This is a genomic window from Streptomyces sp. NPDC060002, assembly GCF_042737245.1.
Classification (GTDB): Bacteria; Actinomycetota; Actinomycetes; order Streptomycetales; family Streptomycetaceae; genus Streptomyces.
The window spans coordinates 22,576-47,513 of sequence record NZ_JBHWUW010000057.1 but is presented as its reverse complement, the minus strand read 5'-3'; the positions used below and the strand labels follow the sequence as shown (position 1 = coordinate 47,513).

Here is a 24,938-nt window from a genome sequence, read left to right as displayed (position 1 = left end):
GCAAGAACGACTCCAGCCGATCCCACTCCGCATTCGTCAGATCCCCACGACCCATACAACCAGCCTGATCCCAACACCCCACTCACGTCAGGAGAACCGAGAAACAGCGCCTAAGGGTTTCGCAGGTGGGACGGCGGACGGCGGGTGGAGACTCCACCGTGGGGCCGAGCCCGGGGCCCTGGAACACTCTGTAACGGCTTTCCTGCCTCGATCCAACTCCCGTCGCCCGGTCCGTGTACCGGTACCGGTACCGGTACCGATCCAGATCTCCGGACCACGTGCCGACTCCGGAGACCGCAACGGCTGACCGGTCCCGCCTGTCCTGGCTGTCCCGCTCAACGCGGGTGGTCGCTCCGGCAGTTCGGGGCGGTTCCTGGTCCGAGCACTTCGACCTGCTCACCGGCCTGCCGAACCGCGGGGATACCGTGGTCGGCAACGACGTCTGGTTCGGTTACGGCACGACGGTGATGCCCGGCGTCCGGATCGGGCACGGCGCGATCGTCGGTGCCGGGTCCGTGGTCACCGCCGACGTACCCGACTACGGGATCGTCGGCGGCGACCCGGCCCGTCTCATCCGCACCCTACAGCGAAGCGGACGTCGCCCGGCTGCTGGCTGTCGCCTGGTGGGACTGGCCGCCGAGCACATCATCGACCACGTGCGGACGATCATGTCCGGCAGCGTCGACGACCTCGAAGCCGCCGCGCCGGGTTCCGCAGCCCCGCGCACGGCTGCCCCGGAGACCGTTTCCCCGGAGGCTTCCACGCGAGGGCCCGCCTAGCCCGCCGGGCGCCTGGGCGGCGGTTCTGCCGCAGGACCCCGGCGGCGGCATACTCGCGGACGCGGACGAGGATCAGCCGATCGGCGCGTACAGCACGCCCAGCTTGTCCACCTCGTCGGCCGCGCGGCCCGTGAACCCGACGATCTGCCAGCCGGACGGGGCCGTGAAGGTGGCGGCGTCGGTCGTCGCCGTGCCGGAGGCCAGTGTGCGGCTCTTGTCGGTCGTGAACGCGGCCGAGAAGATCCTGGTACGGCCGTCCTTCTGGCCCTGGGTCAGCTTCACCGAGGTGAGGTGTTCGCCCGTCGCCAGCGTCAGTGATGTCGCCGTGCCGCCCGTGCCTCCGTGGGTGACCGTCGTACCGCCGTCGTGGGTCAGCGTCACCGCGTCGAGGCGGGCGCCGCCCCGCAGGGTCAGCGTGCGCGGGGCCGGAGCGGCCGGCAGGTCGTCCGCGTCGTTGAACGCGGTACCGTGCGGGCCCCCGAAGAAGTCACTGGCCCGCAACGTCGAGTTGAGGGTGTAGGAAAAGTCGACCGTGTGCGGGAAGTGGTCCGACAGGTTGCCGCCGGCGGAGTCCAGGAACGACGCCCACTCGTTGTTGTAACGGGTTGCGTTCAGGGTCAGGAGCTTGCTGCCCCGGTAGAAGACCTTGTCCACGACCTCGCAGTCGTTGGTCGGCGCGGTCGTCGGGCACAGCAGCGCGTCCGTGCCCTGGGCGGGCCGCGTGCCGCCCTTCACCCGCTGTACCCACGCGTCCGTGAGGCCGTTCTCGTCGGCGAGGGTGCGGATGTTGTCTCCGGCGCGGGTGTAGCGCGTGTTGGTGTCACCCATCACGAGCACCGCGTTGCCGGACGAGTTCGCCTGGACGAAGTCCGACAGCTGCTCGATGTTGGCGCGGCGGGCGGCCAGTGCGTCGTCCGAGTCGTCCGCGTTGGTGTGCACGTTGTAGAGGTCCACGAAGACGCCCTCGGCCAACCGCACCCGGGACAGCGTGAAACCTTTCGGTGTCAGGCAGTTGGTTCCGGTGCAGTCATTCCAGCGCACCCGCTCGAAGTCGTCGAAGGCGTAGTCCGAGAGGGTGTTGAGGCCGTCGCCTATGCCTGCTCCGCCGCTGGTCGCGGTGCGGTAGGCGTGGTTGTCGCCCGCGTAGAGCGCCGCGTGGTAGTTGAAGTCCTCCTGGACGTTGACGATGTCGTATGCCGCCAACCGCGGTGAGATCAGGGGGGTGTTGGTTGCCGGGTGGCCGGAGCTGAGGCCCTCGGGCAGGCCCGCGACGTTGTACGTCAGGACGTTGAAGGTGCCGGACGTGGCGGCGGTGGCCGCCTGGGCCGGGGCTGCGGCGGTCGCGGTGAGGCCGGTCAGGGCCAGGACGCCGGCCGCCAGGGTGCCGATGAGTCGTCTCATGTGAGGGTGTCTCCGGTGGGGGAAAGAGCGGCGGAGGAGCTGAACAAAGCTCAGATTGGGGCCGTCCGGAGTGACGCACAAGGGCTGTTGAGGAAACAGTGAGCGCGGAAGGGAAAACGCTTACCGCTGCTGGTTCTGCTTGCTCCGCTTGTTCTGTTTGCGTCGCTTGCGGCGCTCCCTCCGCGACCGGTACTCCTCCTCCAGCTTCCCGACCGGCGCCTGTACGTGTCCCAGGTCCCGCTCGTCGTTTCCGCCGGCGCACCTCCACACCGCCAGCCCGTTCTCCTGACCCGGGTGCATCCCGAGCCGGTGCTCGGCGCAGACGGGCCACACCTGCCACAGGCACTCGAGCACCGTGTCCTGTGCGGCCTCGGCGACAGTGGCGAGGGCGGTGCCGGGCCCGGTGCCCGCCTCCGGGGGCAGGTCGTTGCCGTGCCAGCGGCCGTCGGGCAGGGCGACATACACGTGCTCGGCCGCGTGCTCGTCATCGGCCGGCTCCTCCGGCCAGGCGGGCAGCGCCACCAGACGCAGCGGGCCCCGGCCCGGCAGATGGGCGTTCAGGTCATGGTTGACGAGGGCCAGCACCTCGTCCCACACCGGGTACTCGCCGGGCTCGACCATGCGGGCACGGGGCGTGCCGAAGGGGTCGTACATGAGGTCATCCTGTATCAGGCGCCACCTCGACGGCACTTCCATAAGGTGAGCGTCGCCCCTCAGGATCTGCAGGAGGTCCCCTCAGGCGTTCGGATCGAGCCCGTTCGACAGTCCGGTGTACGCGGGCTTCGCCGCGTAGCTCTCGTTGTACGGGAGGGCCGCCCCGTACCCGCTGAACGTTCCCGGCACCCACGAGTACTTGTCGCTGACGCCCCAGAGCGTGACGCCGGCGCAGCGTGGCACGCCCAGACAGTTCTCGCTCGCCGTCTTGTAGTCCGTGGACTGCTGGGCGAGTTCGGCGGAGGAGACGGGCAACGGGATACGGATGTCCAGCTCGGTGATCGACACCTCCAGGCCGAGGTCGGAGAACCGTTTCAGGTTGGCCTTCATCGACGTCGGAAGCTTGCCGACCTCGAAGTGCGACTGGAAGCCGATGCCGTGCAACGGCACTCCCTGTGCCAGAAGTTGCTGTGCGAGCGCGAACAGGGCGTCACTCTTGGCGTTGTCCGCCTCGATGTTGTAGTCGTTGATGTACAGCTTCGCGGCGGGGTCGGCGGTGTGCGCCCAACGCAGTGCGTTGGCGATGTAACCGGTTCCGAGCTTGTCCTGCCACAGCGAGCTTCGCAGCGAGCCGTCCTCGTTGAACGCCTCGTTGATCACGTCCCAGGCGTACACCTTGCCCTTGTAGCGGCCGACCTCGGTGTCGATGTGACTCTTGAGGATGGTGTTCAGCTCGGTGGCGGAGAAGTTTCCGTTCTTCAGCCAGGACGGCAACTGGGCGTACCAGGCCAGGGTGTGACCACGTACGCCCTGGTCGTGGGAGACCGCATGGGCCACCAGCCGGTCGGCGGCGGCCCAGTTGAAGCTGCCCCGGCTCGGCTCTACGGCGTCCCACTTCATCGCGTTCTCCGCCGTCACCGAGTTGAACTCCCGGTCCAGGACCGCGGTGTACGACGCGTCGGAGGTCAGCGGGGTGTCGCCGACCGCCGCGCCGACCTTCACACCCCGCCCGTCGGCGTATCCGCGCAGGGTGGTGGCGGCCGAGGCCTTTGGCGTGAGCTGCGGCAGCGCGACGGCGGCCGTGGCGACGAGCGCGCCGGCGAGGGCGAGCGGGACGGGGCGCAGGGCGCGGTGGCGGCGACGGTGGGATCCCGGTGTGTGGGGCACGGCTGCTCCTCGGGGGAGTGGGGGATGCGGGTGCTCACCCCCTTGTCGCCGGTGACGCACACAAGGTTGCCGAGGACTTGGGGACGGCGGGTAGGCGCCGGCGCGGCCACACCACCGCCCCGAGGCGCTACTCCCGAGTCCCCACCCTGCGGTGTTCCGCTCCCGCCCGGCGGTGTCCGGCCCCCAAGCGGCAGCGGCCGGCCCACGCGGCAGCGGCCGGCCCTCATCCGGGGGTGTCCGGTCAGCCGTTCACCCCCGTGTAGTGCCCCAGACTCCACCGCCACAGCAGCCGCGAGCCGAGGTACGCCAGCAGGCCCAGCAGCGGGGAGACCGCCGCCAGCCAGTAGGGAACACCGGTTTCGTGGCCGTGGCCGGTCAGGACGGCGGCCGGGAAGTACGCGACGAACGCGAGGGGGAGGCCGTATGTCAGAAGGCCGCCCACCGCCTTGGGCAGCACGTTGAGCGGGTAGCTGCCGAACGTGCCGAGGAGTTCCTCCAGCCAGCGGCCCCAGTAGTCGGCGGTCGGGAAACGCAGAGCGGCGGAGGCGACCGCCGTGAACAGGGCGGCCTCCAGCAGCATGCCGCCGAGCACGGCCGCGACCAGGTAGGAGATCCGGCCCGCGGTCCAGTCGAGGTGACTGCGGCCGAGCGCCGCCACCATCAGCCCCACCGCGACGGTCAGATCGCCGATGGCGTTGGTGGGAAACACGCGCAGCTGGACCTGGAGATGCACCGGCATGGGCCGCACCAGGCAGACGTCGATCTGGCCTTCCTGGATGAAGTAACCGATTCCGTGCATGCGTCCCAGGAAGAGGACGAACAGGCCGTGGGCGAGCATCCGGGTCGCCGGGATGAGCAGCACGTCCGAGCTGTCCCAGCCGCCCATCCCGCTGAAACGGGTCAGCAGCACGGTCGCGAACACGATCACCGAGACCTGCCAGACGGCGCCGATCGCGACCATCATCAGGAACTCGGAACGGTATTCCAGCTGGGCGCGGAAGTTGAGACGGGTGATGCGCCAGGCGAGGCGTACGGCTTTCAAGAGCATCAGCCCCCTTGGGAGATGACCCGCCGCGCGGCGAGTCGCCACACCAGCCGGGTGAACAGGGCCAGCAGCGCCACCCAGGCGGCCTGCACCAGCAGGGCGGGGACGGCGTCCGACAGCGGGATGCGGCCGACGTAGAGCGACAGCGGAACGCTCAGCGTGGCCTGGAACGGAAGGAAACCGCTCAGCGTGACGAACCAGTCGGGGAAGAACCACAGCGGTGCGTACACCCCGGACAGCAGGTTCTGCGCGAAGATCAGGATGAGCATCGCCGCGTTGTTGCGCAGGGTGAAGAAACACAGCTGGTCGATGGCCAGCATGACGTAGTACAGGATCCACTGGCCGAGCAGGAGGCTCAGTGCGAACACCCCCGCCACGGCGGCCGACCCGGGCGGATCCACCACTCCGGCAGCGAGGCAGACGGTGTAGCCGGTCAAGGCCCAGGCCAGACCGTACAGTTGCTCGCCCAGTGCCCGTAGTGCGTAGTAGCGCTGGGGCGAGAGCGGGCGCAGGTACCAGTAGACGATGGTGCCGAAGTGCATGTGCTGGATCACGGTGTCCCGGGCCGCGTACTGGTCCAACTCCCGCAGGCGAGAGGCGAGTACGGCCAGCACGGCGTAGGTGACCGCTTGGTCACGGGTCATTCCGGCGGTGGTGCCCGTGTGGGCGTAGAGGCCGTGCCACAGGGACGCGACCAGCACCACCTGGACGGCCAGTCGCAGCAGGGCGGCGGTCATCCGGGGCGGGGTGTGCAACTCGCCGAGCGGGGTGACCCGGGCCGTGCGCCAGGCGTGCGGGACCGCCATCACGCGTCCTGGGCCTGTACGTACGCGGCGCGCATAACGTCCTCCAACTCGGCCTCGTCCAGGGCGATGTCGGTGACCTCGTACCGTTCGATGACCGACTTCAGCGCCTGGTGCACCGTCGGCGCGCCGGGTCCGTCCGGTCCGAACACCACGCGGAAGCCGTCGTGTCGCAGTACCGCGATGCCCGGCAGTGCCACGACCTCGGTGCGCGGGTCGGCGAGAGTGGCCCGCACCTGCCAGGTCGAGCCGAACTTGCGACGGATCTCGTCGAGGGTGCCGTCCAGGACCAGCCGTCCGTGGTTGATCAGCACCACGCGCTCGGCGAGCCGCTCGACCTCCGTCATGTCATGGGTGGTCAACAGGACGGTCCGGCCCCGTTGTTCGACCTGATGGCGCAGGAACTCGCGGACCTGTTCCTTCACCACCACGTCCATCCCGATCGTCGGTTCGTCGAGGAAGACGACGGGCGGGTCGTGCAGCAGTGCCGCCGCGAGGTCGCAGCGCACGCGCTGGCCGAGGGAGAGGTGGCGTACGCGGGTGTCCCAGAAGGAGGACAGGTCCAGCAGGGCGTCGAACTCCCGTAGGTGGGCGGCGTGTTCGGTCTTCGGCACCTCGTAGATGTCCCTCAGGATCGCGAACGACTCGCGCACCGGCAGGTCCCACCACAGCTGCGTGCGCTGCCCGAACACGGCGCCTATGTTGCGGGCGTTGCGTTCCCGTTCCCGGTACGGCACCACGCCCGCGACGCGCGCCTCGCCGGAGGTGGGGGTGAGGATGCCGGTGAGCATCTTGATGGTGGTGGACTTCCCGGCGCCGTTCGGGCCGAGCAGGGCGAGGAGTTCGCCCGCGGCCACGTCGAAGGTGATGTCGCAGACGGCGTGCTTGGCGACCCGTTCGGGGTTGACCAGGGAGCGCAGGCCGCCGGCGAGGCCCGGCCGTCGGACGGTGGTGTGGAAGGTGCGGGAGAGGTCGCGCACCTCGATGCTGCCGATCACTCGTTCAACCTCCAGTGCAGCGCGGCCGGCCGGCTGGGGGCCGGCCGCGGGAGACGCCATCAGTCGGAATGTCGATCAAATGGTCGATCGGTCAATCGATCTCCGAGAACACGAAGGAGAACTCGACGGGTTCGGCGTTCAGGAGGTACCGCGGGAGCGGGCCCGGGCCGCACGACTGGGAACCGATGCCGTGCTGGCCGTGGTCGAGGTTGACCCAGACCGTGTCGCCGGGTGTGAGGTCCGTCAGGTGCCGCGCCGCGTCCAGTTGCTCGGTCGTCCAGCGCCGCGCGGAGAACCAGAACTCCGGGTCGCCCTCGATCCGCAGTCCGCCGAGCTCCGCCCAGCGGACGTCGGCCCGGGCGCCGTTCTCCTGCGGGCGCACGTACGGGGTCTGCAGCTCCTCGATGCTCCCGTCCCACTGGCCGAGCATGGCCGCGGCCCTGGTGTCCGGGTAGGCCTCGCCGGGACCACCGCCGAACCACAGCGCGTGCCCCGCGGAGGACGCCAGCCCGAAGCGGATGCCGATCCTGGGCAGCGGCACCTTCCAGTCGCCCTCGGGTCCCACGGACACGGTCAGCTTCAGCCTTGTCCCGTCGGACGTCCAGCGGTACACGGTGCGCAGGCCCGCCTCCCGGGCGGCCGGCGCCACCCGGGTCCGCACGGTCAGCGCGTCGGCACCCGGCTCGACGCCGTCCAGGCGGTGCCGCATGCGATGCAGACCGTACGAGCGCCACAGCACGCCGTAGCGCGTGTCGTCCTGCCAGGGGGCGCCGTCGTCGTTGTCGGTCGGCGCCCGCCACACGTCCAGGCGCAGTCCGGTCACCTCGACGCCGCCGATCGTCCTCAGCTCGCCGGTACGGGCGTCGAAGGCGCCGGGGCCGAGCGTGATCAGCCGCTCACCGGGGACGGGACCCTCCGAGGCGGCGACGGTCACGGGTGCGCGGGGGGCGATCGTCTCCTGGCCCCATGCCACCGCATGACCCTTGGGCGCCCACGGGGTGTCCTCGGCGAGCAGCGCGCGGACCGTCCACCGGACCTCTGCGCCCTGGCCGTCGGGGCCCGCCGGGAGCTCGATCTCGGCCGACTCCCCAGGTGCGAGGGGCCCGACGTCGAGTTCCCTCGCACCGGTGGGAAGCCCGTCCACCTGGTGGGAGAACTCGAACTCCAGATGGGAGAGGTCCGAGAAGTCGTACGCGTTGGTGACCCGCACGGTCCCGCCCGTGCCGTCGCCCGCGATACGGACCGGCTCGATCACCTTCTTGTACTCGACCAGGCCCGGCGACGGCTTCCGGTCCGGGAAGAGCAGACCGTCGCAGACGAAGTTCCCGTCGTGCAGTTCCTCGCCGAAGTCGCCGCCGTAGGCGTAGCCCAGCTCGGGGTGCTTGATGCCGTGGTCGATCCACTCCCAGACGAAGGCGCCCTGGAGACGTTCGTGCGCCTCGAACAGCCGCTGGTAGTCGGCCAGTCCGCCCGGCCCGTTGCCCATGGCGTGGGCGTACTCGCAGAGAATGAAGGGCAGTCGGCGTCGCTTGCGGGTACCGCCGTCCAGTCCCTTCCCTATCCGCTCCACCTCGTCGTGGAAGGCGTACATGCGCGAATAGACGTCCGTGTCACGGCAGTCGATGTCGCCTTCGTAGTGCAGGAGGCGCGAGTCGTCACGGTCGCGGATCCACTCGGCCATCGCGGTCAGACCGCGCCCGGTGCCGGCCTCGTTGCCGAGGGACCAGATGACGACCGACGGATGGTTCTTGTCCCGTTCGGCCATGCGTGCGGCACGGTCGAGGAGCGCGGGGGTCCAGCGGTCGTCGTCGACGGGGTTGTCCCGCCAGTCCTGCTCGACGAAGCCGTGGGTCTCCAGGTCGCACTCGTCGATCACCCACAGCCCGTACTCGTCGCACAGGTCGAGGAAGGCCGGGTGTGGCGGGTAGTGCGAGGTGCGGACGGCGTTGATGTTGTGCCGCTTCATGAGCAGTACGTCCGCGCGCATCGTCGCCAGGTCGAGGGCCCGGCCCGTCCCGGGGTGCCACTCGTGCCGGTTGACGCCTTTGAAGAGGATCGGCCGGCCGTTGGCCTTGATCAGGCCGTCCGCGAGCTCGACGGTACGGAAACCGATGCGCAGGGGCACCCGCTCGCCCTCCGTCACCAGCTCACCGTCGTACAGCGCGGGCGTCTCCGCCGTCCACGGCCGAACCGGTACCGTAACCGCTTCCCCGGTCTCGACATCGATGTCCAGAGCCGGCACGGACACCCGCCCGTCGACATCGGAGTCGACGCGCAGGGTGCCCTCACCGGTGACATGGTCGTAGGAGGCGTGCACGAAGAAGTCGAGCACGCTGCCCGCGGGGCGGTGCAGCAGGGTGACGTCACGGAAGATGCCCGGCAGCCACCACTGGTCCTGGTCCTCCAGGTACGAGCCCGCCGACCACTGGTGGACCCGGACCGCGAGGACGTTGCCCGTCGGCCTGAGCAGATGCCCCACCACGAACTCGTGCGACACCCGCGAGCCCTTGAACTCGCCGATGTCCCTTCCGTTCAGCCAGACGCGGGCGCAGGACTCCACACCGTCGAAACGGAGAAGGAAACCGCCTTCACAAACGTCGGGCCATCCCGCCGGCAGGTCGAAGACCCTCAGGTGGTCGCCGGTCGGGTTCTCGGTCGGCACCCGGGGCGGGTCGACCGGGAAGGGATAGAGATGGTTGGTGTAGACGGGCGAGCCGAAGGCCCCGTCGCCCTGAAGCACCCAGTGGCCCGGCACCGCGACCTCGGCCCAGCCCGCGGCGTCGAAACCGTCTTCGGCGAACGAGTCGTCCTCGGCGTCGGCCGTCGCCGACACGCGCAGTCGCCAGCGTCCGTTCAGCGAGAAGGACTTCGCGTCCGACGAGGCATACCAGGCGCGGGGCGGAAGGGCCCCGCTGCCCGGAGAGACGTTCTCGACGTAGTCGGCGGCCGTGGTGCGGAAAGTCATCGGTCTCCTAGGTCAGCCCTTGATGCCGGTCTGTGCGATTCCCTGGACCAGCCAGCGCTGGAGGAAGAGGAACACGAACACCAGGGGCAGGATGGAAAAGGCGGTGGCCATGAAGATCAGATGGAAGACGACGGTCTGGTTGGTCATGTAGTTGGAGAGCGCGACCTGGACGGTCCACGACCCCGGGTCCTGGCCGATGACCAGCGGCCACAGGAAGGAGTTCCAGCCGTTGATGAAGGTGATGGTCGCCATCGCCGCGAAGAAGTTCAGCGAGTTGGGCACCACGATGCGCCAGTACGCACCCCAGTAGCCGAGTCCGTCCACCCGCGCCGCCTCCTCCAGCTCCCTGGGGAACCCCAGGAAGTACTGCCGGAACAGAAAGCAGGTGAAACCACTGAACAGGCCCGGAATGATGAGACCCCGGTAGGTGTCCACCCAGCCGAGCGACGAGACCAGGACGAAGCTCGGGACGAAGGTGACCGCCGTCGGGACCATCAGGGTGCCCAGGACGGCGTAGAAGACCTTGTTGGCGTGCCGGTAGGGGATGCGGGCGAGACCGTACCCCGCGAGGGAGCACACCAGCAGGACGCCGACGGTGTGCAGGGTTGCCACGACCGCGGAGTTCCACAACGACTGGGCGAAGGGGACCGTCTCGTCGGTGAACAGTTCGCTGACGTTGCCCCACTGGATGTCCGTGGGAAAGAACTTCCAGTTCTCGCCGGTGATCTCGGCGTCCGTGGAGAGGGCGTTGCGGATCAGCAGGTAGAACGGGACCAGGAAGAAGAAGGCGGCGACGCCGGTGGCGATGTAGAGGCCGGTGGAGCTCATCACGCCGCCGCCGCGACGGCCGCGGCGGGGCCTGTCCGACGGCGGTGCGGATTCCCGTACTGCGGGCGATGTGGTGGTCACTTGGACTCCTCCCCCCTTCCGAAGCCCAGGAACTTGCCCTGGAGCAGGGTCACTGCACAGATCAGCACGGTCAGGATCACCGCGCCCGCGCTGCCGGCACCGTAGTCCTGGCTCTCGCCCAAAGCCTTGTAGTACAGCTCGACCAGGGGTGGGCGACCCCAGGTGGTCTTCGACAGGAGGTTGAAGAACTCGTCGAAGGCCTGGTACGCGGCGATCAGCAGCAGCAGGATCACCGCGGTGGACGTGGCGCGCAGTTGGGGCAGGGTGATGTACCGGAAGGTCTGCCAGCCGGGCTTGGCGCCGTCGATGGCGGCGGCCTCGTACAGCTCGTCCGGGATGTTCTGCAGCGCCGCGATGAACAGGATCATGTAGAAGCCGGACTGCAGCCACAGGCGTGCGCTGACGATGACCACCCAGTACCAGGGCGGACTGGGGTCGGCCAGCCAGGCGATGTTCTCGATCCCGAACCAGCCGAGGACCGTGTTCATCAGGCCGAACCTGACCCCGCTGAAGATGGACATCTTCCAGATCAGCGAGGCGGCGACGTAACTGCACGCGGTCGGCAGGAAGAAGACCGACCGGAAGAACGCCCGCATGAGGCGCATCCGGTTCACCAGCAGGGCCAGCCCCAGCGAGAGCGCCCAGGTGGTGGGCACGATGAACGCGGCGAAGGCGGTGAAGGTGCCGAGCGAGCCGACGAAGTCGTCGTTCGTCAGCATGTAGGTGTAGTTCTCGAAGCCGACGAACTTGTCGGGCGTGACGGTGAAGCGGGCCTCGAAGAAGCTGAGCCAGAGGCTCCAGAGGATCGGCGCGTAGACGAAGACCGCCAGACCGATGAGGAACGGCCCCGTGAAGAGCCAGAAGTTGAAGGTGGGGCTGCCCCGCAGACCCCGCCGCGGCTTGGCCGGTGAGGCCTTGGCCGGGGCGGGGCGCGCGCGGTCGCGCGTCTTGGTCGTCGACATGTCGTGATCCGTCCCGCGGCCTATCCGAACAGCTTCTTGAGCTCGCGGTTGACGGCCGCGTCGGCCTTGTCGAGCGCGGCCTCCGGGTCCATGTCCTTGCGGACGCTGTTGGCGAAGACGTCCTCGAGGGAGGTGATCATGGCCTGGGTCCAGCCGATGTTGTCGAAGTGCCCGAACTCGTTGAAGAGCCGGACGCCTTCAGCGGCGTTGCCCGACTTGAGCTTGGTGGCGGCCTGCGCGATCGAGGTGCGCGGCGGAATGTGGAAGCCGAAGTCGGTAGCCCACTCCTCCTGGTACTTCTTCTGGTCGATCCAGAGCCACTTGACGTACTCCTTGGCGGCCTCGACGTTCTTGCCCTTGGCGTTGACGAACATCGACCAGCCGCCGTTGTAGACCGACTGCTTGCCGGAGTCGATGGTCTTCGGGAAGGGGAAGACCCCCCAGTCGTCGCCGAGCGCGGTCTGGATCCCCGGCATCGCCCACATGCCGCAGAACTGGATGGCGCACAGGCCCTGGTTGAGGGAGGAGGGGTCCCAGGACGCGGTCGGTGCGCCGAGGAGGAGGTCGCCGCTGGTGAACAGCTTGCGCATCTTCTTGATGCCTTCGACGACGCCGTCCGTGTGGTAGGCGATCTCGTTCTTCTCATCGAGGGTGTCGGCGCCGGCCGACCAGATCATCGGGTTGATGACACTGTGCAGGTCGTCGCCCATGTACAGGCCCTTGACCTTGCCGGTGGTGAGTTTGGCGGCGGCCTCCATCAGCTCGTCGAGCGTGGTCGGCACCTCGACCTTGGCCTTCTCCAGCATCGACTTGCGGTAGAAGAAGAACTGCGGGTCGTCGATCATGCGGACGCCGTAGATCTTGCCGTCGACCGTGTGCGACTGGATGTCGGCCGGATTGAAGTCGCTCTTGACCGGATCGATGAGGTCGGTCAGGTCCGCCACCTGACCGCTCTTGATCATCTGGATCTGCGGGTGGAACTCGAAGAGGTCGGGCGCGTTCTTGGTGAGCAGGGTCGCGAAGAGCTTGCTCTCGAAGTCGGCACTGGTGATCCACTGCGTGGTCACGTCGGCCTTGTCGTAGGCCTTCGCGTACTTCTTGATGGCCTGCTCGGTGCCCGCCTCGCCGTAGGCGTGGAAGTACTGCGTGAGGCCGACACCCGAACCGGACCCGCCACCGCGGCCGTTGTTGCCGCCGCAGGCGGCGAGCGTGCCGGCGGCGGCCATGCCCGCGGCGGCTCGGAAGAGGGACCTGCGGGACCAGTTGCTGTTGCTCATTGCCGACATGGCGACGTCCTTGTCTCGAAGTGCGGCTACGGCTCTGTGGCGCGGCGCAGGTGGCTCAATTCCTGTCGCGGAGCGGGACGTTAACCTTCGGCTAAGCCTTCGGCAAGGGGTTGGGCGAAGTCTGTTCGAAGCGTTGTGATCGGTTCGGCATGGCGAACGAGAGGGGCCGCAGCAAAGAGTGTGGAGCGGCTGCCGCAGGGGTAACGCGGGCGCGTCGAAGGAGGGTTGAGGGCCGCCGGTGTCAGGGCCGGCGGCCCTCGGTCAGTGGGGTGATCTCCGGACGGCTATCGCCTGGCCAGGGCCTCGTAGGCCTCGCCGTGGAGGATCACTTCCGAGCCGTCGACGACCGTCCGGACGCCGACGGCGGGGTACTCGCCGTCCGCCCGGCCGGCGCGCTGTCCGCCGGTCTTCGGCGACCGGCCCGGGGTGTCGTCACCGGCGAGCGTGATGACTGTTCCGGCCTCCGACGGCCGGCCGGTGGATGTTCGGCGGCGTCGTTGGGCACCCCCTCGGCGGCGTACGGCAGGACTGCTCACCGCCGTCCGAGCGGGGGTGTCGGGGCCGGTGCGGGGGCCCGTCCGGGTGCCGGTGCCGGTGCGGGTGCGGGTGCCGGTGCGGGTGCCGGTGCAGGAATCAGCCGCGTCGGCGGGCAGCGGTTTGCGAGAGCGTTTTCCGCCAGGCGCTCCGTCACGGCAAGCGAATCGTCGCGTTTCTTCGGCTTTCTCGGGTTGCCCGGTTTTCGCCGGGCAGAGGACGTACGGCGTTGTCGGTGCGCGTAACACTGCGTCCCTTCCGGCGTCGTGAAGGTGGTGCGGTTCCGCATGGTTCATGCGGGCGGTGCGGTACGGCTCCTCACGGCGGCGAAAGCGGCCCGCTTGGCGTTTCTCTGCCCGACCGACTGCAACGCCCCTTCGAGGGCGAACGTGGCCGCGCCCAGACACGCCGGGTCGGTGGGGATCGGGGAGAGGACGATCCGGCTGGCGGCCAGCGGTCGTTTCAGCGCGTGCCGGGCGACGGCCTCCCGCACCTCGTCGAGAAGGGGTTCGCCGAGCCGGGCGGCGACCCAGCTGCTCAGGACGACCACCTCGGGGTTGAGCACGTTGACCAGGTTGGCGATGCCCGCGCCGAGGTAGCGGGCGGTGCCGCGGACGACCTTGACGGCGACCGGGTCGTTCGCGGCGACCCCGGCGGCCAGGGCGTCGATGGTGGCGGTCTGGTCATCGGGATGCAACAGCGGGCTTCGCGGGCTGAGTTCACGCAGGTTCTGCATGATGCCGGGCGCGCCGACGTACGTCTCCACGCAGCCGTGGTTGCCACAGCGGCACAGTCGCCCGTCGAGCACGAGCGTGGTGTGCCCCCACTCGCCCGCGCTGTTGCTGACGCCCCGGTGCAGCCCGCCGCCGAGGACCAGGCCGGCCCCGACTCCCGTGCCCAGGTTTACCACCACGGCGTCCCCGTGCCCGCGCGCCGCCCCGAACCACAGCTCGGCGACCGCGCCGGCACGCAGCGGGTTGTCCAAGTACAGCGGATACGCGATGTGTTCGGAGAGCAGGTCGAGCAACGGCACGTCGTGCCAGTCCCAGTTGGGCGCGTACTCGGAGATGCCGGTGGCGCGGTCCACCTGCCCCGGCACGCTCACCCCGACGCCGAGCACCCGGGCGGCCTCGACCCCGGCCTGGGCGACCACCGAACCGGCGGCCGCGGCGACGTGGCCGACCACCTGCTCGGGGCGGCTCTCACCGGGCCGCATGTTCTCCTCGGCGCGGGCCAGCACGTTCAGCGCGAGGTCGAAGAGCTCGACATGGACGTAGGTTTCCGCGATGTCCACGCCGATCAACGCGCCCCCCGACGCGTTGACGGCCACGAGGCCCCGGGGGCGGCCACCCGCCGAGTCCTCGAACCCGACCTCGGTGATCATGCGGAGATCGAGCAGTTCGCCGACGAGGGTGGCGACGGTGGCGAGCGAGAGACCGGTCGCGGCCGCGAGCTCCTGCCGGGAGGTGGGCGAGGCGGCGATGATCTGACGCAGAACCTCGTAGCGGTTCGCGGTGCGGATGTCACGTGATGTGCCGCGCTTCATGGAGCGTGCCCCCTCATCCCTTCCGTGCCCTTGCGTGCCGGGCGGGCCCGCACTGCGACGGCACCGGCGCCGCGCCAGGTTATGGGCTGCCGAACCGTTCGACAAGGGGTTAGGAAAGGGGCTTTATGAAGTCGCCCGATGGTCGCGCGCGCTCAGCCCGCCAGGACGTCCCGGACGAAGGCGTTGGTGAACTTCCCGGCCGGATCCAGCACCCGTGCGAGAGCCGTGAAGTCGTCGATCCGGGGGTACCGCCCGCGCACCACGTCGGCCGGTACCTCGAACACCTTGCCCCAGTGCGGCCGCGGCTCGAAGGGCTCCAGCGCCGCTTCCACCGCCCGCACCACCGGGAGCACGGCCGCCGTGTCCTCGATCCAGGTGAAGTGCAGCGCCACGGTGTCCCGCCCGTGGGCGGGGCTCAGCCACTGCTCGTCGGCGGCCACCGTACGCACCTCGCAGACCTGGAGCACGGGGGCGACTGTCTGCCGGATACCGTCGATCGCATACAGCGCCTCGGTGGCATGCGGGCGCGCCAGCAGGTACTCGCTCTGCAGCTCGTTCCCGCTGCTCGGGGTGAACTCCGCCCGGAAATGCGGCAGCCGCTCGTGCCACGGCCCCGCCACCCCGAACTGCTCGGTGCAGTTGACCGCCGGCATCCCCGGCACCGGATGCAACGCCTCCACGGCCGGCGTGGCCCACGGGAAGTCGGCGAGGGGCTCGTCCGTGCGTCGTTTCAGCCACACCTGCCGGAAGCCCGGCGCGCCCCAGTCGGTGAACAGGCTCACGCTGTACGCGGCCGCCGCGACGGTCTCGAAGTCCAGCCCGTTCAGGGGAAGTTCGGTGAACAGGTGCTGCTCGACCTCGTAGCCGGGCTGGAGATCGAGGACGAGCGCGGTGACCACCCCGAGAGCGCCGAGCGAGGTCACGGCCCCGCCGAACCGCCGGTCGCCGCGCCCGATGACGACGGTCGAACCGTCGGCGGTGACGATCTCCACCTCCCGCACGGCCGAGGCGAGCGAGCCGTTGCCGACCCCCGACCCGTGCGTCCCGGTCGCCACCGACCCGGCGACCGAGATGTGCGGCAAGGAGGCCATGTTCGGCAGCGCGAGCCCGCGCTCGTGCACGCGGCGCGCCAGCTCGGCGTACCGGACCCCGCCTGCGACCCGTACGGTCCGGGCCGCGGTGTCGACGTCGACCTCACCGTTCAGCGCGCTCAGCGACAGCAGTACCCCGTCGCCGCCGGGCTCGGCGATCTCGTTGAACGAGTGCCCGCTGCCGAGCACCCGCACCCGCCCGCTTCCCGCCACGAGCGAGCGGAGCGCGTCGAGGGAGCGCGGACGGTGCAGCTCCCCGGCGGCGAAGGTGATGTTGCCGGCCCAGTTGGTAACGGTTTCGGTCATGCGATTGCTCGCCCTTTCCGAGGAGATCGAGAACCCGGAATTCCCAGGTGGAACCTACCCTGCCCGCAACACGAGACCCCGCCCCCACCTCCGCGCCGCCGGGGGCATACCGTGAGGAGTCGTACGCCTGAGCCGGGAGGACAGAGGGATGGGCAGCCGTACCGCGCTGGTCGAGGATCTGATGGAGCGGTTTCCGCATGTTCCGCGGGAGGCGGTCTTCAAGGAGGACCTGCTGCGCGGAGGTGTGGCCTTCGACCCCTCCGCGCTGAGCGACAACGAGTCTGGCGAGGTCAAACCGAAGTCCTACTTCATCTTCTCCTTCGACCACGGCACCCTGCCCGAGCTGGGCGAGGCCGCGCTGCGGCGCCCGCCGGAGGAGATCATCCTCACGGGAGGCCCGTACGACCTGCGGCGGACGGTCGTCTCGGTCCGGGTGAATCCCTCCTCCCCGTACCGCGTCGCGGCGGACGACGAGGGTCTTCTCGGGCTCTACCTCGACGGAAAGCGCATCGCCGACGTCGGCGTGCCGCCGATGCCGGAGTACTACCGGCACAAGCTCTCCAACGGGAAGTCCGTCATGGAGGTCGCCCCGACCATCCAGTGGGGTTACCTGATCTACCTGACCGTTTTCCGGGTCTGCCAGTACTTCGGCGCCAAGGAGGAGTGCCAGTACTGCGACATCAACCACAACTGGCGCCAGCACAAGGCGGCCGGCCGCCCGTACACGGGGGTGAAGGACGTCGAGGAGGTCCTCGAAGCCCTGGAGATCATCGACCGGTACGACACCCAGAAGGCGTCCACCGCCTACACCCTCACCGGCGGCGCGATCACCAAGACCGTCGCCGGGCGGGACGAGGCCGACTTCTACGGGCACTACGCCAAGGCCATCGAGGAGCGTTTCCCGGGCCGCTGGATCGGCAAGGTCGTCGCCCAGGCACTGCCCCGCGACGACGTGCAGCGCTTCAAGGACTACGGAGTGCAGATCTACCACCCCAACTACGAGGTGTGGGACCGCCGCCTGTTCGAGCTGTACTGCCCGGGCAAGGAGCGCTACGTCGGCCGCGACGAGTGGCACAAGCGGATCCTCGACTCGGCGGAGATCTTCGGCGCGCGCAACGTGATCCCCAACTTCGTCGCGGGCGTGGAGATGGCCGAGCCGTTCGGTTTCACCACCGTCGACGAGGCCATCGCCTCCACCACGGAGGGCCTGCGTTTCTTCATGTCGCAGGGCATCACGCCGCGCTTCACCACCTGGTGCCCGGAGCCCACCACCCCGCTGGGCAAGGCCAACCCGCAGGGTGCGCCGCTGGAGTACCACATCCGGCTGCTGGAGGCCTACCGCGCCACGATGGACGAGTTCGGTCTCGCCTCGCCGCCCGGCTACGGACAGCCCGGACCCGGCCGCGCGGTGTTCTCCGTGAGCTCCTTCATGGACAGCCTTCCGGCAGAGGACCCGGCGACCGTATAGTCCCCGCAACGGTCTCCACGGTCCGTGAAACAGTCCCCGAAACCGGTGTCGAAACTTGGCCTCGGTGTTGAGCACAGGGCGGTCCGCGTCCGTACTACAGGCCGGAGTACCGGGCGCGGCCGCCTTCTCGCCCTCTGTTCCGCTGCCTGTCCTGGTGTCCTGACATGACATCTGAACAGGGCGCTTGTCAGTTGTGTTGGAAACGTGAAAAGCTCTGCCCCTGCCGCGAGGTTCCCCCCAACTCCATTGCCGTCATGGTGAGTTGACCTCGCTTGTGGATGCAGGAGACTCATGCCCGACCTGCCGACCCCGAAGGACGCCGCCGAGGCCGCGCTGTTCTCCGAGTGCTGGGACGCCGTCCTGTCGTACGCCGACCTGTGCACGTCCGGCTCGACCGCGGCGAACCAACTGGCCCGTGAGGCGTTCGCACTCGGCATACGCGAGGCCCGCGCCGCCGAGGACGGTACCGCACGCGGTGCCGGCCGTCGCTCGTCCCGGTTGCCCCGGATCCCGCTGCTGCTGACCGCCGTGCGCACCACGGCCGCCGCCTGGGAGGCCCGAGGACAGGGCCACAGACTCGACCCCGATCTGCGCCTGTGGCTGAACTCCGACAAGGCCGCACGGTACGTCGGACCGCCCCTGAGCCGTCCCATCGCCCTGCGCGGACTGCGTGACATGCAGGAACCGGACGCCGCTCTGCTGTGGCTGGCGGAGGTGGAGGCACTGCCGCTGCACGCCGTGGTCCGCAGGCAGGGCCTCGACCCGACCACCGCGGTGGAGGAGCTGAACCAGGTTCGCGGACTGTTCCGGGACCGCTGCCACCGCAACCATCTCGACACGCCGATGGACGCGGAGTGCCGCAGCTACGTCCGGCTCCTGGACGCCGTCACCCGCTCGCCCGCCGCCGACACGCCCCCCGACCTCTCCCGCCATCTCGCCACCTGCGTGGAGTGCGCGGAGGCCGCCGCCTGTCTGCGGCTGCACGGGGGCGGGCTGCCCGCCGCCCTCGCCCAGGGCGTCATCGGCTGGGGCGGCCTCGCCTACCTGGAGCGCCGCCGGCGGGCCGCCGAGGTGCGCCTCGGCGCCGGACGCCCCGACGCGCCGGACGCCGAGGGCGCGGCGGCGCAGGCCGCCGCCGGCAGGGCGCGCGTGCTGCGGGGCGGAATGCTCGCCGCCGCCATCCTGGTCTCCGTGGTGGCACTCGCCGTGTCGATGATGCCCGGCGGCACGGGCGGCGGCACCGGCGGCGAGAACGTCGCCCAGGGCAACCCCGCGGACAGCAGCCCGGTGGCCGGCCCCGGTTCCGTCCTGCCGTCCGCGGATCCCGCCACCTCCGCCGCGCCGTCCTCGTCCGGCCCGGCCGCGTCCGCGAGCGGTACGCCCTCGGCGACGGGCGGCGACGGCGCCGGGAAGCCCGACCCCGAGCCCCAGGGCACCTCCTCGGCCACCGCCGGCGCCGGGGGGAGCGAGGACGCGGCGGTCTGCGAGGTCACGTACGACCTCGTCAACCAGTGGCCCGACGGCTTCCAGGCCACCGTCACCGTCACCACCGCCGTGACGCTCGACTCCTGGCGTGTGGCCTGGTCCTTCCGCGACGGCCAGAAGGTCGACCAGATGTGGGACGCGAGCCTCTCCCAGAACGGCTCGCGCGTCACCGCGACCGCCGCCGACTACAACAGGTCCGTCTCGGCGAACGGCACGCTCACCTTCGGTTTCCTCGCCTCCTGGCAGAGCAGGAACAGCGCGCCGTACGCGTTCACCCTCAACGGACAGACGTGCACGAGCTCTTGACGCACGGCGGCTGAACCGGGCGCCGGCGGAAGCTGAGCGCAGGACGGAGAGGGGGGCGGGGTTCCCGCCCCCCTCTCACGTGCACGCCCGCGCCGACGAGGTCTCCCGCGATGGCGCCGCCCGCGTGTCCCAGGCCGAGTACGGCGACGCACAGTTCCTCGACGCTGGTGGAATTCATCGACACTCCCCAGAATTGGCAACAATATCGTTGTCAGTCTGCCCTCTGAGCGGGGGAGACCTGGAAAGGAGGTCACGTGCCGGCTGCGCGCAACGTCCCGTCCGGGCCCGACCCGGTCGTCGAGGCGATCCGTAGGGCGATCGTGAGCGGGGATTACGCCCCGGACCAACGGCTTGTGGAGGCCGATCTGTCGGAGCGGTTCGCGGCCAGCCGCGGAGCCGTGCGCTCCGCGCTGCTCCAGTTGGGCAACGAAGGGCTGGTGGAGCGCATCCCCAACCGGGGCGCCCGGGTGCGGGCCGTCTCGCTGGCCGAGGCGATTGAGATCACCGAGGTCCGGATGGTGGTCGAGGGTCTCTGTGCGGCCAAGGCCGCGCAGCGGGTGACCGAGGAGGAGATGGCCGAACTGCGCGAGATACGCCGGCAGATGGCGGCTGCGGTCGACGCCGGTGCGGTGATGGCCTACTCGGAGCTGAACAACCGGCTGCACCGCCGCGTCCTGGAGATGAGCGGACAGGGCATCGCCGAGGGTGTGATCGAGCGGCTGCGAGGTCAGGCGGTTCGCCACCAGTTCCGGCTGGCCATGCAGCCGGGGCGGCCGTCCGTCTCGCTGCCGGAGCATCTCGCGATCATCGACGCCCTCTGCAGTCGTGATCCCGATGCGGCGGAGAAGGCCGTCCGGCACCACGTCGGGAGCGTGATCGACGCCCTGCGCGGGACGAACAACTCGCCTCCTTTTTCTGTGAGTTAGACGCGTCGGCCCTGGTGGGGGAGGTGCTCGGTCGGGGATCAGGCACCACTTTCTGCGCGGACCATTGACGACTCCCGGATGATTGTCAACAATCTGGGTCACCAAATTGGCGACAGGAGCCGTACATGGCCCACCGATCAGCCACGCATCCGACACCTTCGGACCGGTCCCGCGCGCTCGTCGCGGGGGCCTACGACATCCATGTCCACATCGCACCCGACCTGATGAAGCGCCGGGTCGACGATCTGACTCTCGCGTCCCGCTTCGCCGAGGTCGGCCTCGACGGATTCGTGCTCAAATCGCACTACGTTCCGACAGCGGAACGGGCCGAGGTGGTCCGGACCGCCGTGCCAGGCTTCGGTGCGGTCGGGGCGATCACGCTGAACGGCTCGGTGGGTGGGATGAACCCGGTCGCCGTGGAGATCGCCGGTCGCGGCGGGGCGCGGTTCGTCTGGCTGCCGACCGTGGACAGCGCCAATGAACGGGCCTGCGCGGCAGGCAGTCCCGAGGGCGCCACGCCGCCCATGTGGGTTCGGCTCCAGAACGAACTGCGCGCCGCCGGCATGGCGGCCGACCCGGTGGACGTGGTCGGGGCGGACGGCGCAGTCCTGGAGATCACCCGTCAGGTGCTCCGGGTGATCGCCGCGCACGACATGACGCTCGCCACCGGCCATCTCCACTCCGACGAGATCGCCGCCGTCGTGGACGCCGCGACCGAGGAGGGTGTACGGCGCATCGTGGTCACCCATCCCGAGTTCACCTCCCAGCGGGTGGGAGTGCGGCTTCAGCGTGAACTCGCCGCCCGAGGAGCCCTGTTGGAACGGTGCTTCGCTACTCCGTACACCGGCAAGGTCTCCTGGGAGCTGTGGCTGGAGAACATCCGGGCGGTCGGCCCGGAGCACTCCGTGCTCTCCAGCGATCTGGGGCAGCCCTTCAACCCTCCGGTCGAGGACGGCCTGCCGCTCCTCGCCGACCGGTTGCTCGACGCGGGCTTCACCGAGGCGGAGATTCACACCATGGCCGTGGGCAACACCCGCTGGCTCGCCGGCGCGACGAAGGATCGGCGGCAGCGGTGAGCAGCGTCGTGGAAGTCCGGCGGCTGACCAAACAGTTCGTCAAGGGCGACCTGGGGATCGTGGCGCTGCGCGAGCTGAGCCTCGGGATCGAGGAGGGCTGCTTCGTCACGGTCCTCGGGCGCAGCGGCTGCGGCAAGTCGACCATGCTGAACATGATGTCCGGGCTCATGCACCCCACGTCGGGCGTGGTGACCTACCGCGACAAGCCGGTGTCCGGTCCGCGTACCGAGGTCGGCTACATGACGCAGTCCGACACGCTGATGCCCTGGCGTGACGTCGTCCGCAACGTCGAGATGCCCATGGAGATCAGGGGAGTCGACGCGAAGGAGCGCCGCAGGCGCGCCATGGACCTCGTCGAGCGGGTCGGCCTGACCGGCTTCGAACGTCACTACCCGCGTGAACTGTCCGGCGGCATGCGGCGCCGGGCGAGCCTGGCCCGGATGCTGGCCGGCGACCCCGAAGTGCTGTTGCTCGACGAGCCCTTCGGCGCACTCGACGCACAACTGCGTTCCGTGCTCCAGGCCGAGCTGCTGCGGCTGTGGCAGGGCAGCGGACAGACCGTGGTGTTCGTGACCCACGACATCGAGGAGGCGCTGCTGCTGGGTGACCGGGTCGTGGTGCTCGGCCGGATCGGCCGGGTGGTCCTGGACAAGGAGATCGACCTGCCGAGGCCGCGTGACGCGGACGAACTGCGAGTGGACCCGCACTTCGTGAGCCTGCACAAGGAGACGACAGTGGCACTCCGGGAGGCGCAGTGAGCACGGTGGAGGAGAGCGAGACGACGAACACGACGATGAGCACCGAGAAGAACATCGGCCAGTCGGTCACTGTGCCGTTGAACCGCAGCTGGTGGGACAAGCACGGTGGCGCGGTGATCATCTGGGGCGGTCGGCTGGTCTTCGTCGTGGTGCTGCTGGTCGCCTGGCAGTTGTCCGCGGGCCGCCTGTTCGACGTCACGTTCACCAGTCGGCCGCTCGACGTCGTGCACCGGTTGGCCGACTGGCAGCGGGACGGTCTGCTGTGGTCCAACACCTGGGTCACCCTCCAGGAGGTCATGCTCGGGTTCGCCTTCGGTGCCGGTTCCGGCGCGCTCACGGGATTCGTCCTCGCCTCCCTGCCGACCTTCTACCGTGTGGTCGACCCGTTCATCGTGGCGCTGTACTCGCTGCCGAAGGTCGCGCTCGCGCCCCTGTTCATCGTCTGGTTCGGCATCGGCCTCCAGATGAAGGTGGTGCTCGCCGCGGTCACCGTGTTCTTCCTGGTCTTCCTCAACACCGCCGTCGGCGTGCGCGAGGTCGACCGCGGACTGATCGACGCGGTGCGGCTGATGGGCGGCCGCCGCCGTGACGTCGTGTGGAAGGTGGTACTTCCCGCTTCGATGACGGGGCTGCTGACCGGTCTCAAGGTTGCCGTGCCCTACTCCCTGATCGGTGCGGTGATCGGTGAACTGGTCGCTTCGAACCGGGGGTTGGGCTACCTCATCAGCGACGCGGCGGCCAACTACGACACGGCGGGCGTCTTCGCGACGCTCGTCGTGCTCGGGACGATCGCCACGGTGCTCAACCTGATGGTCGGCGTACTCGATCGCCGGGCCAACCGCTGGAAGCCTCTGGAGGGCCGCACATGAACCGTCGTCAACTCGTCAGAAGCGTGCTTGCCACCGGAGTGGTCACGCTGGCCGGCGCGGGCTGCACCGACTCCGGCGGCGCGACCGAGACCGGCAAGCTGTCGATAGGGCAGGTCAGCACGTCGATCGCCTTCTTTGCGATGTTCGTCGCGACCGAGAAGGGTTACTTCGACGAGGAGGGCGTCACCTTCGAGGAGCCCGTGGTGCTCGGCAACGGCTCCAAGGTGGCCGCCGCGCTGAAGTCCGGCAGCATCGAGCTCGGCGGCGGGGTGATGACCGACGTCCTCAAACTGTCCGAGACCGGCAGCGCCCTCGGCCTCGTCGCGGACATGGTCGACACCTACTACATCGACATCATCACCGGCACGAAGTTCGAGGGAGCAGCGGACAGCGCTTCGCTGGACGAGCGGATCATGTCCCTGAAGGGCAGGAAGATCGGCATCACCGGCCCGGGCAGCGGCACCGAGGCACTGGTCGTCTACCTGTTCAGGAAGGCCGGACTGGACCCGAGGAAGGACGCCGAACTGGTCAACCTCGGCAGTGAGCCCACCGCCGCGCTCGGCGCCCTGAAGGGCGGCCAGGTCGACGTCCTCTCCTTCGCCCAGCCGCTGGCCCAGCAGGCGGAGGGGGCCGGCGCCGGCACCACGTACATCTCCCCGTGTCGCGGCGATGTCCCCGGCCTGCAGCACGTGTCCCACGGCGTCATGTTCACCACCCAGAGCGTCCTGAAGAAGAAGGCGAAGGAGATAGCCGCCTTCCAAAGAGCCCTCGTACGGGCGAGGAAGGACATCCACGGAGGCGATTCCGCGGAGATCAGGAGGCTGCTCGCCGCATACCGCAGCGGCATGCCCGACTCCGCACTGCAGGCACTGCTTCCGCTGCTCAAGGGGGAGATCCGGACGACGAACGGCTTCCCGCGTTCCTCCTTCGACGCCGCGGTCGCGTTCCACAAGGCCGCGGGCCTCATCACGAAGGGTCCCGACTACGACCAGCTCGTCCCGGCGAACCTGCGCGAGACGTGAACGCGGACGACGCGGACATCGTGGTCATCGGCGGCGGCGACGCGGCGTTCGTGAGCGCGCTGACCGCCGCCGACGCCGGAGCACGGGTGCTGGAACGCGCACCCGTGCACTTCCGCGGCGGCAACAGCCGGCACACCCGCAACATCGGGTGCGCACGCGGCACCATGACGAGTTCACCACCGGTCCCTACCCCTTCGATGAACTCCGGCGCGACCTGTGCGGGGTGGGGGAGGGGCCGGGGGACGACCACTCGGCAGGTCTGACGGTCAGTCACTCACTGGTCGCGTCCGCCTGGACGACCGCCACGGCGCCCGCCGGCCCTCACTTCGACACACCGCTCAGCACCTTCGCGCACAAGATCGCACCCGCCCTCGCGGCCGGCAACGCGGTGATGCTCAAGCCTGCCGGGCAGACCCCACTGTGCGTGACCGCCCTCGTGCGCGCACTCCTCGAAACCGGTCTGCCCGAGCGGCTGGTGCGACGCGCACGGCCCCGGTCCGGTACGCGGGGCACGGCTGTGAATCTCACATGAATCACGGCAGCCCCGTTGTTAACGGAATCGTTGACGAATTTGATGCTCTC

General features: G+C 69.4%; 22 protein-coding genes and 1 pseudogene. 10 read left to right on the top strand and 13 right to left on the bottom strand.

The annotated features are described in order from the left end of the window. Nucleotides 1-365: 365 nt before the first annotated feature. Nucleotides 366-779: pseudogene (locus ACFWBD_RS34370) on the top strand (CatB-related O-acetyltransferase); the annotation flags it as partial. Nucleotides 780-851: 72 nt separating this feature from the next. Here ACFWBD_RS34370 and ACFWBD_RS34365 read toward each other — a convergent pair. From ACFWBD_RS34365 to ACFWBD_RS34305, 13 genes are all read right to left on the bottom strand, one after another. Continuing rightward, the gene (locus tag ACFWBD_RS34365; protein ID WP_385675658.1) at nucleotides 852-2,180 is read right to left on the bottom strand and encodes a jacalin-like lectin; all 1,329 of its coding nucleotides are present in this window, start codon (nucleotides 2,178-2,180) and stop codon (nucleotides 852-854) included. 120 nt (nucleotides 2,181-2,300) lie between these two features. Next, nucleotides 2,301-2,834, bottom strand: a complete 534-nt coding sequence (locus ACFWBD_RS34360; protein WP_385675655.1) for a hypothetical protein — start codon at nucleotides 2,832-2,834, stop codon at nucleotides 2,301-2,303. Between the two features lie 81 nt (nucleotides 2,835-2,915). Then, a complete protein-coding gene (locus tag ACFWBD_RS34355) occupies nucleotides 2,916-4,001 on the bottom strand; it encodes an endo-1,4-beta-xylanase (protein WP_385675653.1) in 1,086 nt (361 codons plus the stop codon). Between the two features lie 241 nt (nucleotides 4,002-4,242). Next, nucleotides 4,243-5,049, bottom strand: coding sequence for an ABC transporter permease (locus ACFWBD_RS34350; protein ID WP_385675650.1), 807 nt, complete (start codon nucleotides 5,047-5,049; stop codon nucleotides 4,243-4,245). Next, complete coding sequence (locus ACFWBD_RS34345; protein ID WP_385675647.1) at nucleotides 5,049-5,852, bottom strand: ABC transporter permease; 804 nt, start codon at nucleotides 5,850-5,852, stop codon at nucleotides 5,049-5,051. The genes ACFWBD_RS34350 and ACFWBD_RS34345 overlap by 1 nt, the downstream gene beginning before the upstream one ends. Continuing rightward, on the bottom strand, nucleotides 5,852-6,847 hold the full coding sequence (locus ACFWBD_RS34340) for an ATP-binding cassette domain-containing protein (protein WP_385675644.1): 996 nt from the start codon (nucleotides 6,845-6,847) through the stop codon (nucleotides 5,852-5,854). The genes ACFWBD_RS34345 and ACFWBD_RS34340 overlap by 1 nt, the downstream gene beginning before the upstream one ends. A 91-nt stretch (nucleotides 6,848-6,938) precedes the next feature. Next, nucleotides 6,939-9,812 (bottom strand): glycoside hydrolase family 2 TIM barrel-domain containing protein, encoded by a 2,874-nt coding sequence (locus ACFWBD_RS34335; protein WP_385675641.1) that lies wholly within the window; start codon nucleotides 9,810-9,812, stop codon nucleotides 6,939-6,941. Nucleotides 9,813-9,824: 12 nt separating this feature from the next. Next, nucleotides 9,825-10,721: a carbohydrate ABC transporter permease gene (locus ACFWBD_RS34330; protein WP_385675638.1), complete on the bottom strand. Its 897-nt coding sequence runs from the start codon at nucleotides 10,719-10,721 to the stop codon at nucleotides 9,825-9,827. Beyond that, nucleotides 10,718-11,683, bottom strand: coding sequence for a carbohydrate ABC transporter permease (locus tag ACFWBD_RS34325; RefSeq protein ID WP_385675635.1), 966 nt, complete (start codon nucleotides 11,681-11,683; stop codon nucleotides 10,718-10,720). Before ACFWBD_RS34325 ends, ACFWBD_RS34330 begins: the two co-directional genes overlap by 4 nt. A 20-nt stretch (nucleotides 11,684-11,703) precedes the next feature. Continuing rightward, nucleotides 11,704-12,969 (bottom strand): ABC transporter substrate-binding protein, encoded by a 1,266-nt coding sequence (locus ACFWBD_RS34320; RefSeq protein WP_385675632.1) that lies wholly within the window; start codon nucleotides 12,967-12,969, stop codon nucleotides 11,704-11,706. A 284-nt stretch (nucleotides 12,970-13,253) separates the two neighbouring features. Further along, on the bottom strand, nucleotides 13,254-13,505 hold the full coding sequence (locus ACFWBD_RS34315) for a hypothetical protein (RefSeq protein WP_385675629.1): 252 nt from the start codon (nucleotides 13,503-13,505) through the stop codon (nucleotides 13,254-13,256). A 290-nt stretch (nucleotides 13,506-13,795) separates the two neighbouring features. Then, nucleotides 13,796-15,049: an ROK family transcriptional regulator gene (locus tag ACFWBD_RS34310; protein ID WP_385675626.1), complete on the bottom strand. Its 1,254-nt coding sequence runs from the start codon at nucleotides 15,047-15,049 to the stop codon at nucleotides 13,796-13,798. A gap of 152 nt (nucleotides 15,050-15,201) precedes the next feature. Further along, nucleotides 15,202-16,446, bottom strand: coding sequence for an FAD-binding protein (locus ACFWBD_RS34305; protein ID WP_385675623.1), 1,245 nt, complete (start codon nucleotides 16,444-16,446; stop codon nucleotides 15,202-15,204). Nucleotides 16,447-16,594: 148 nt separating this feature from the next. Here ACFWBD_RS34305 and ACFWBD_RS34300 point away from each other — a divergent pair, with 148 nt between their 5' ends. The 9 genes from ACFWBD_RS34300 (at nucleotide 16,595) to ACFWBD_RS34260 (ending at nucleotide 24,888) form a co-directional block, all read left to right on the top strand. Then, nucleotides 16,595-17,914, top strand: a complete 1,320-nt coding sequence (locus ACFWBD_RS34300; protein ID WP_385675620.1) for a radical SAM protein — start codon at nucleotides 16,595-16,597, stop codon at nucleotides 17,912-17,914. 291 nt (nucleotides 17,915-18,205) lie between these two features. After that, nucleotides 18,206-19,705, top strand: coding sequence for a cellulose binding domain-containing protein (locus ACFWBD_RS34295; protein WP_385675617.1), 1,500 nt, complete (start codon nucleotides 18,206-18,208; stop codon nucleotides 19,703-19,705). 254 nt (nucleotides 19,706-19,959) lie between these two features. Continuing rightward, nucleotides 19,960-20,631 carry a GntR family transcriptional regulator gene (locus tag ACFWBD_RS34290; protein ID WP_385675615.1) on the top strand — a complete coding sequence of 224 codons (672 nt, stop codon included), beginning with the start codon at nucleotides 19,960-19,962 and terminating at the stop codon, nucleotides 20,629-20,631. A gap of 125 nt (nucleotides 20,632-20,756) precedes the next feature. Further along, nucleotides 20,757-21,707, top strand: a complete 951-nt coding sequence (locus ACFWBD_RS34285) for a DUF6282 family protein (RefSeq protein WP_385675612.1) — start codon at nucleotides 20,757-20,759, stop codon at nucleotides 21,705-21,707. Then, on the top strand, nucleotides 21,704-22,465 hold the full coding sequence (locus ACFWBD_RS34280; RefSeq protein ID WP_385675610.1) for an ABC transporter ATP-binding protein: 762 nt from the start codon (nucleotides 21,704-21,706) through the stop codon (nucleotides 22,463-22,465). The genes ACFWBD_RS34285 and ACFWBD_RS34280 overlap by 4 nt, the downstream gene beginning before the upstream one ends. Continuing rightward, nucleotides 22,462-23,334 (top strand): ABC transporter permease, encoded by an 873-nt coding sequence (locus ACFWBD_RS34275; protein WP_385675607.1) that lies wholly within the window; start codon nucleotides 22,462-22,464, stop codon nucleotides 23,332-23,334. The genes ACFWBD_RS34280 and ACFWBD_RS34275 overlap by 4 nt, the downstream gene beginning before the upstream one ends. Then, the gene (locus ACFWBD_RS34270; protein ID WP_385675604.1) at nucleotides 23,331-24,356 is read left to right on the top strand and encodes an ABC transporter substrate-binding protein; all 1,026 of its coding nucleotides are present in this window, start codon (nucleotides 23,331-23,333) and stop codon (nucleotides 24,354-24,356) included. The genes ACFWBD_RS34275 and ACFWBD_RS34270 overlap by 4 nt, the downstream gene beginning before the upstream one ends. Then, nucleotides 24,353-24,619, top strand: a complete 267-nt coding sequence (locus ACFWBD_RS34265) for a hypothetical protein (RefSeq protein ID WP_385675664.1) — start codon at nucleotides 24,353-24,355, stop codon at nucleotides 24,617-24,619. The genes ACFWBD_RS34270 and ACFWBD_RS34265 overlap by 4 nt, the downstream gene beginning before the upstream one ends. Next, nucleotides 24,505-24,888 (top strand): aldehyde dehydrogenase family protein, encoded by a 384-nt coding sequence (locus tag ACFWBD_RS34260; protein ID WP_385675601.1) that lies wholly within the window; start codon nucleotides 24,505-24,507, stop codon nucleotides 24,886-24,888. The genes ACFWBD_RS34265 and ACFWBD_RS34260 overlap by 115 nt, the downstream gene beginning before the upstream one ends. Nucleotides 24,889-24,938: the final 50 nt, after the last annotated feature.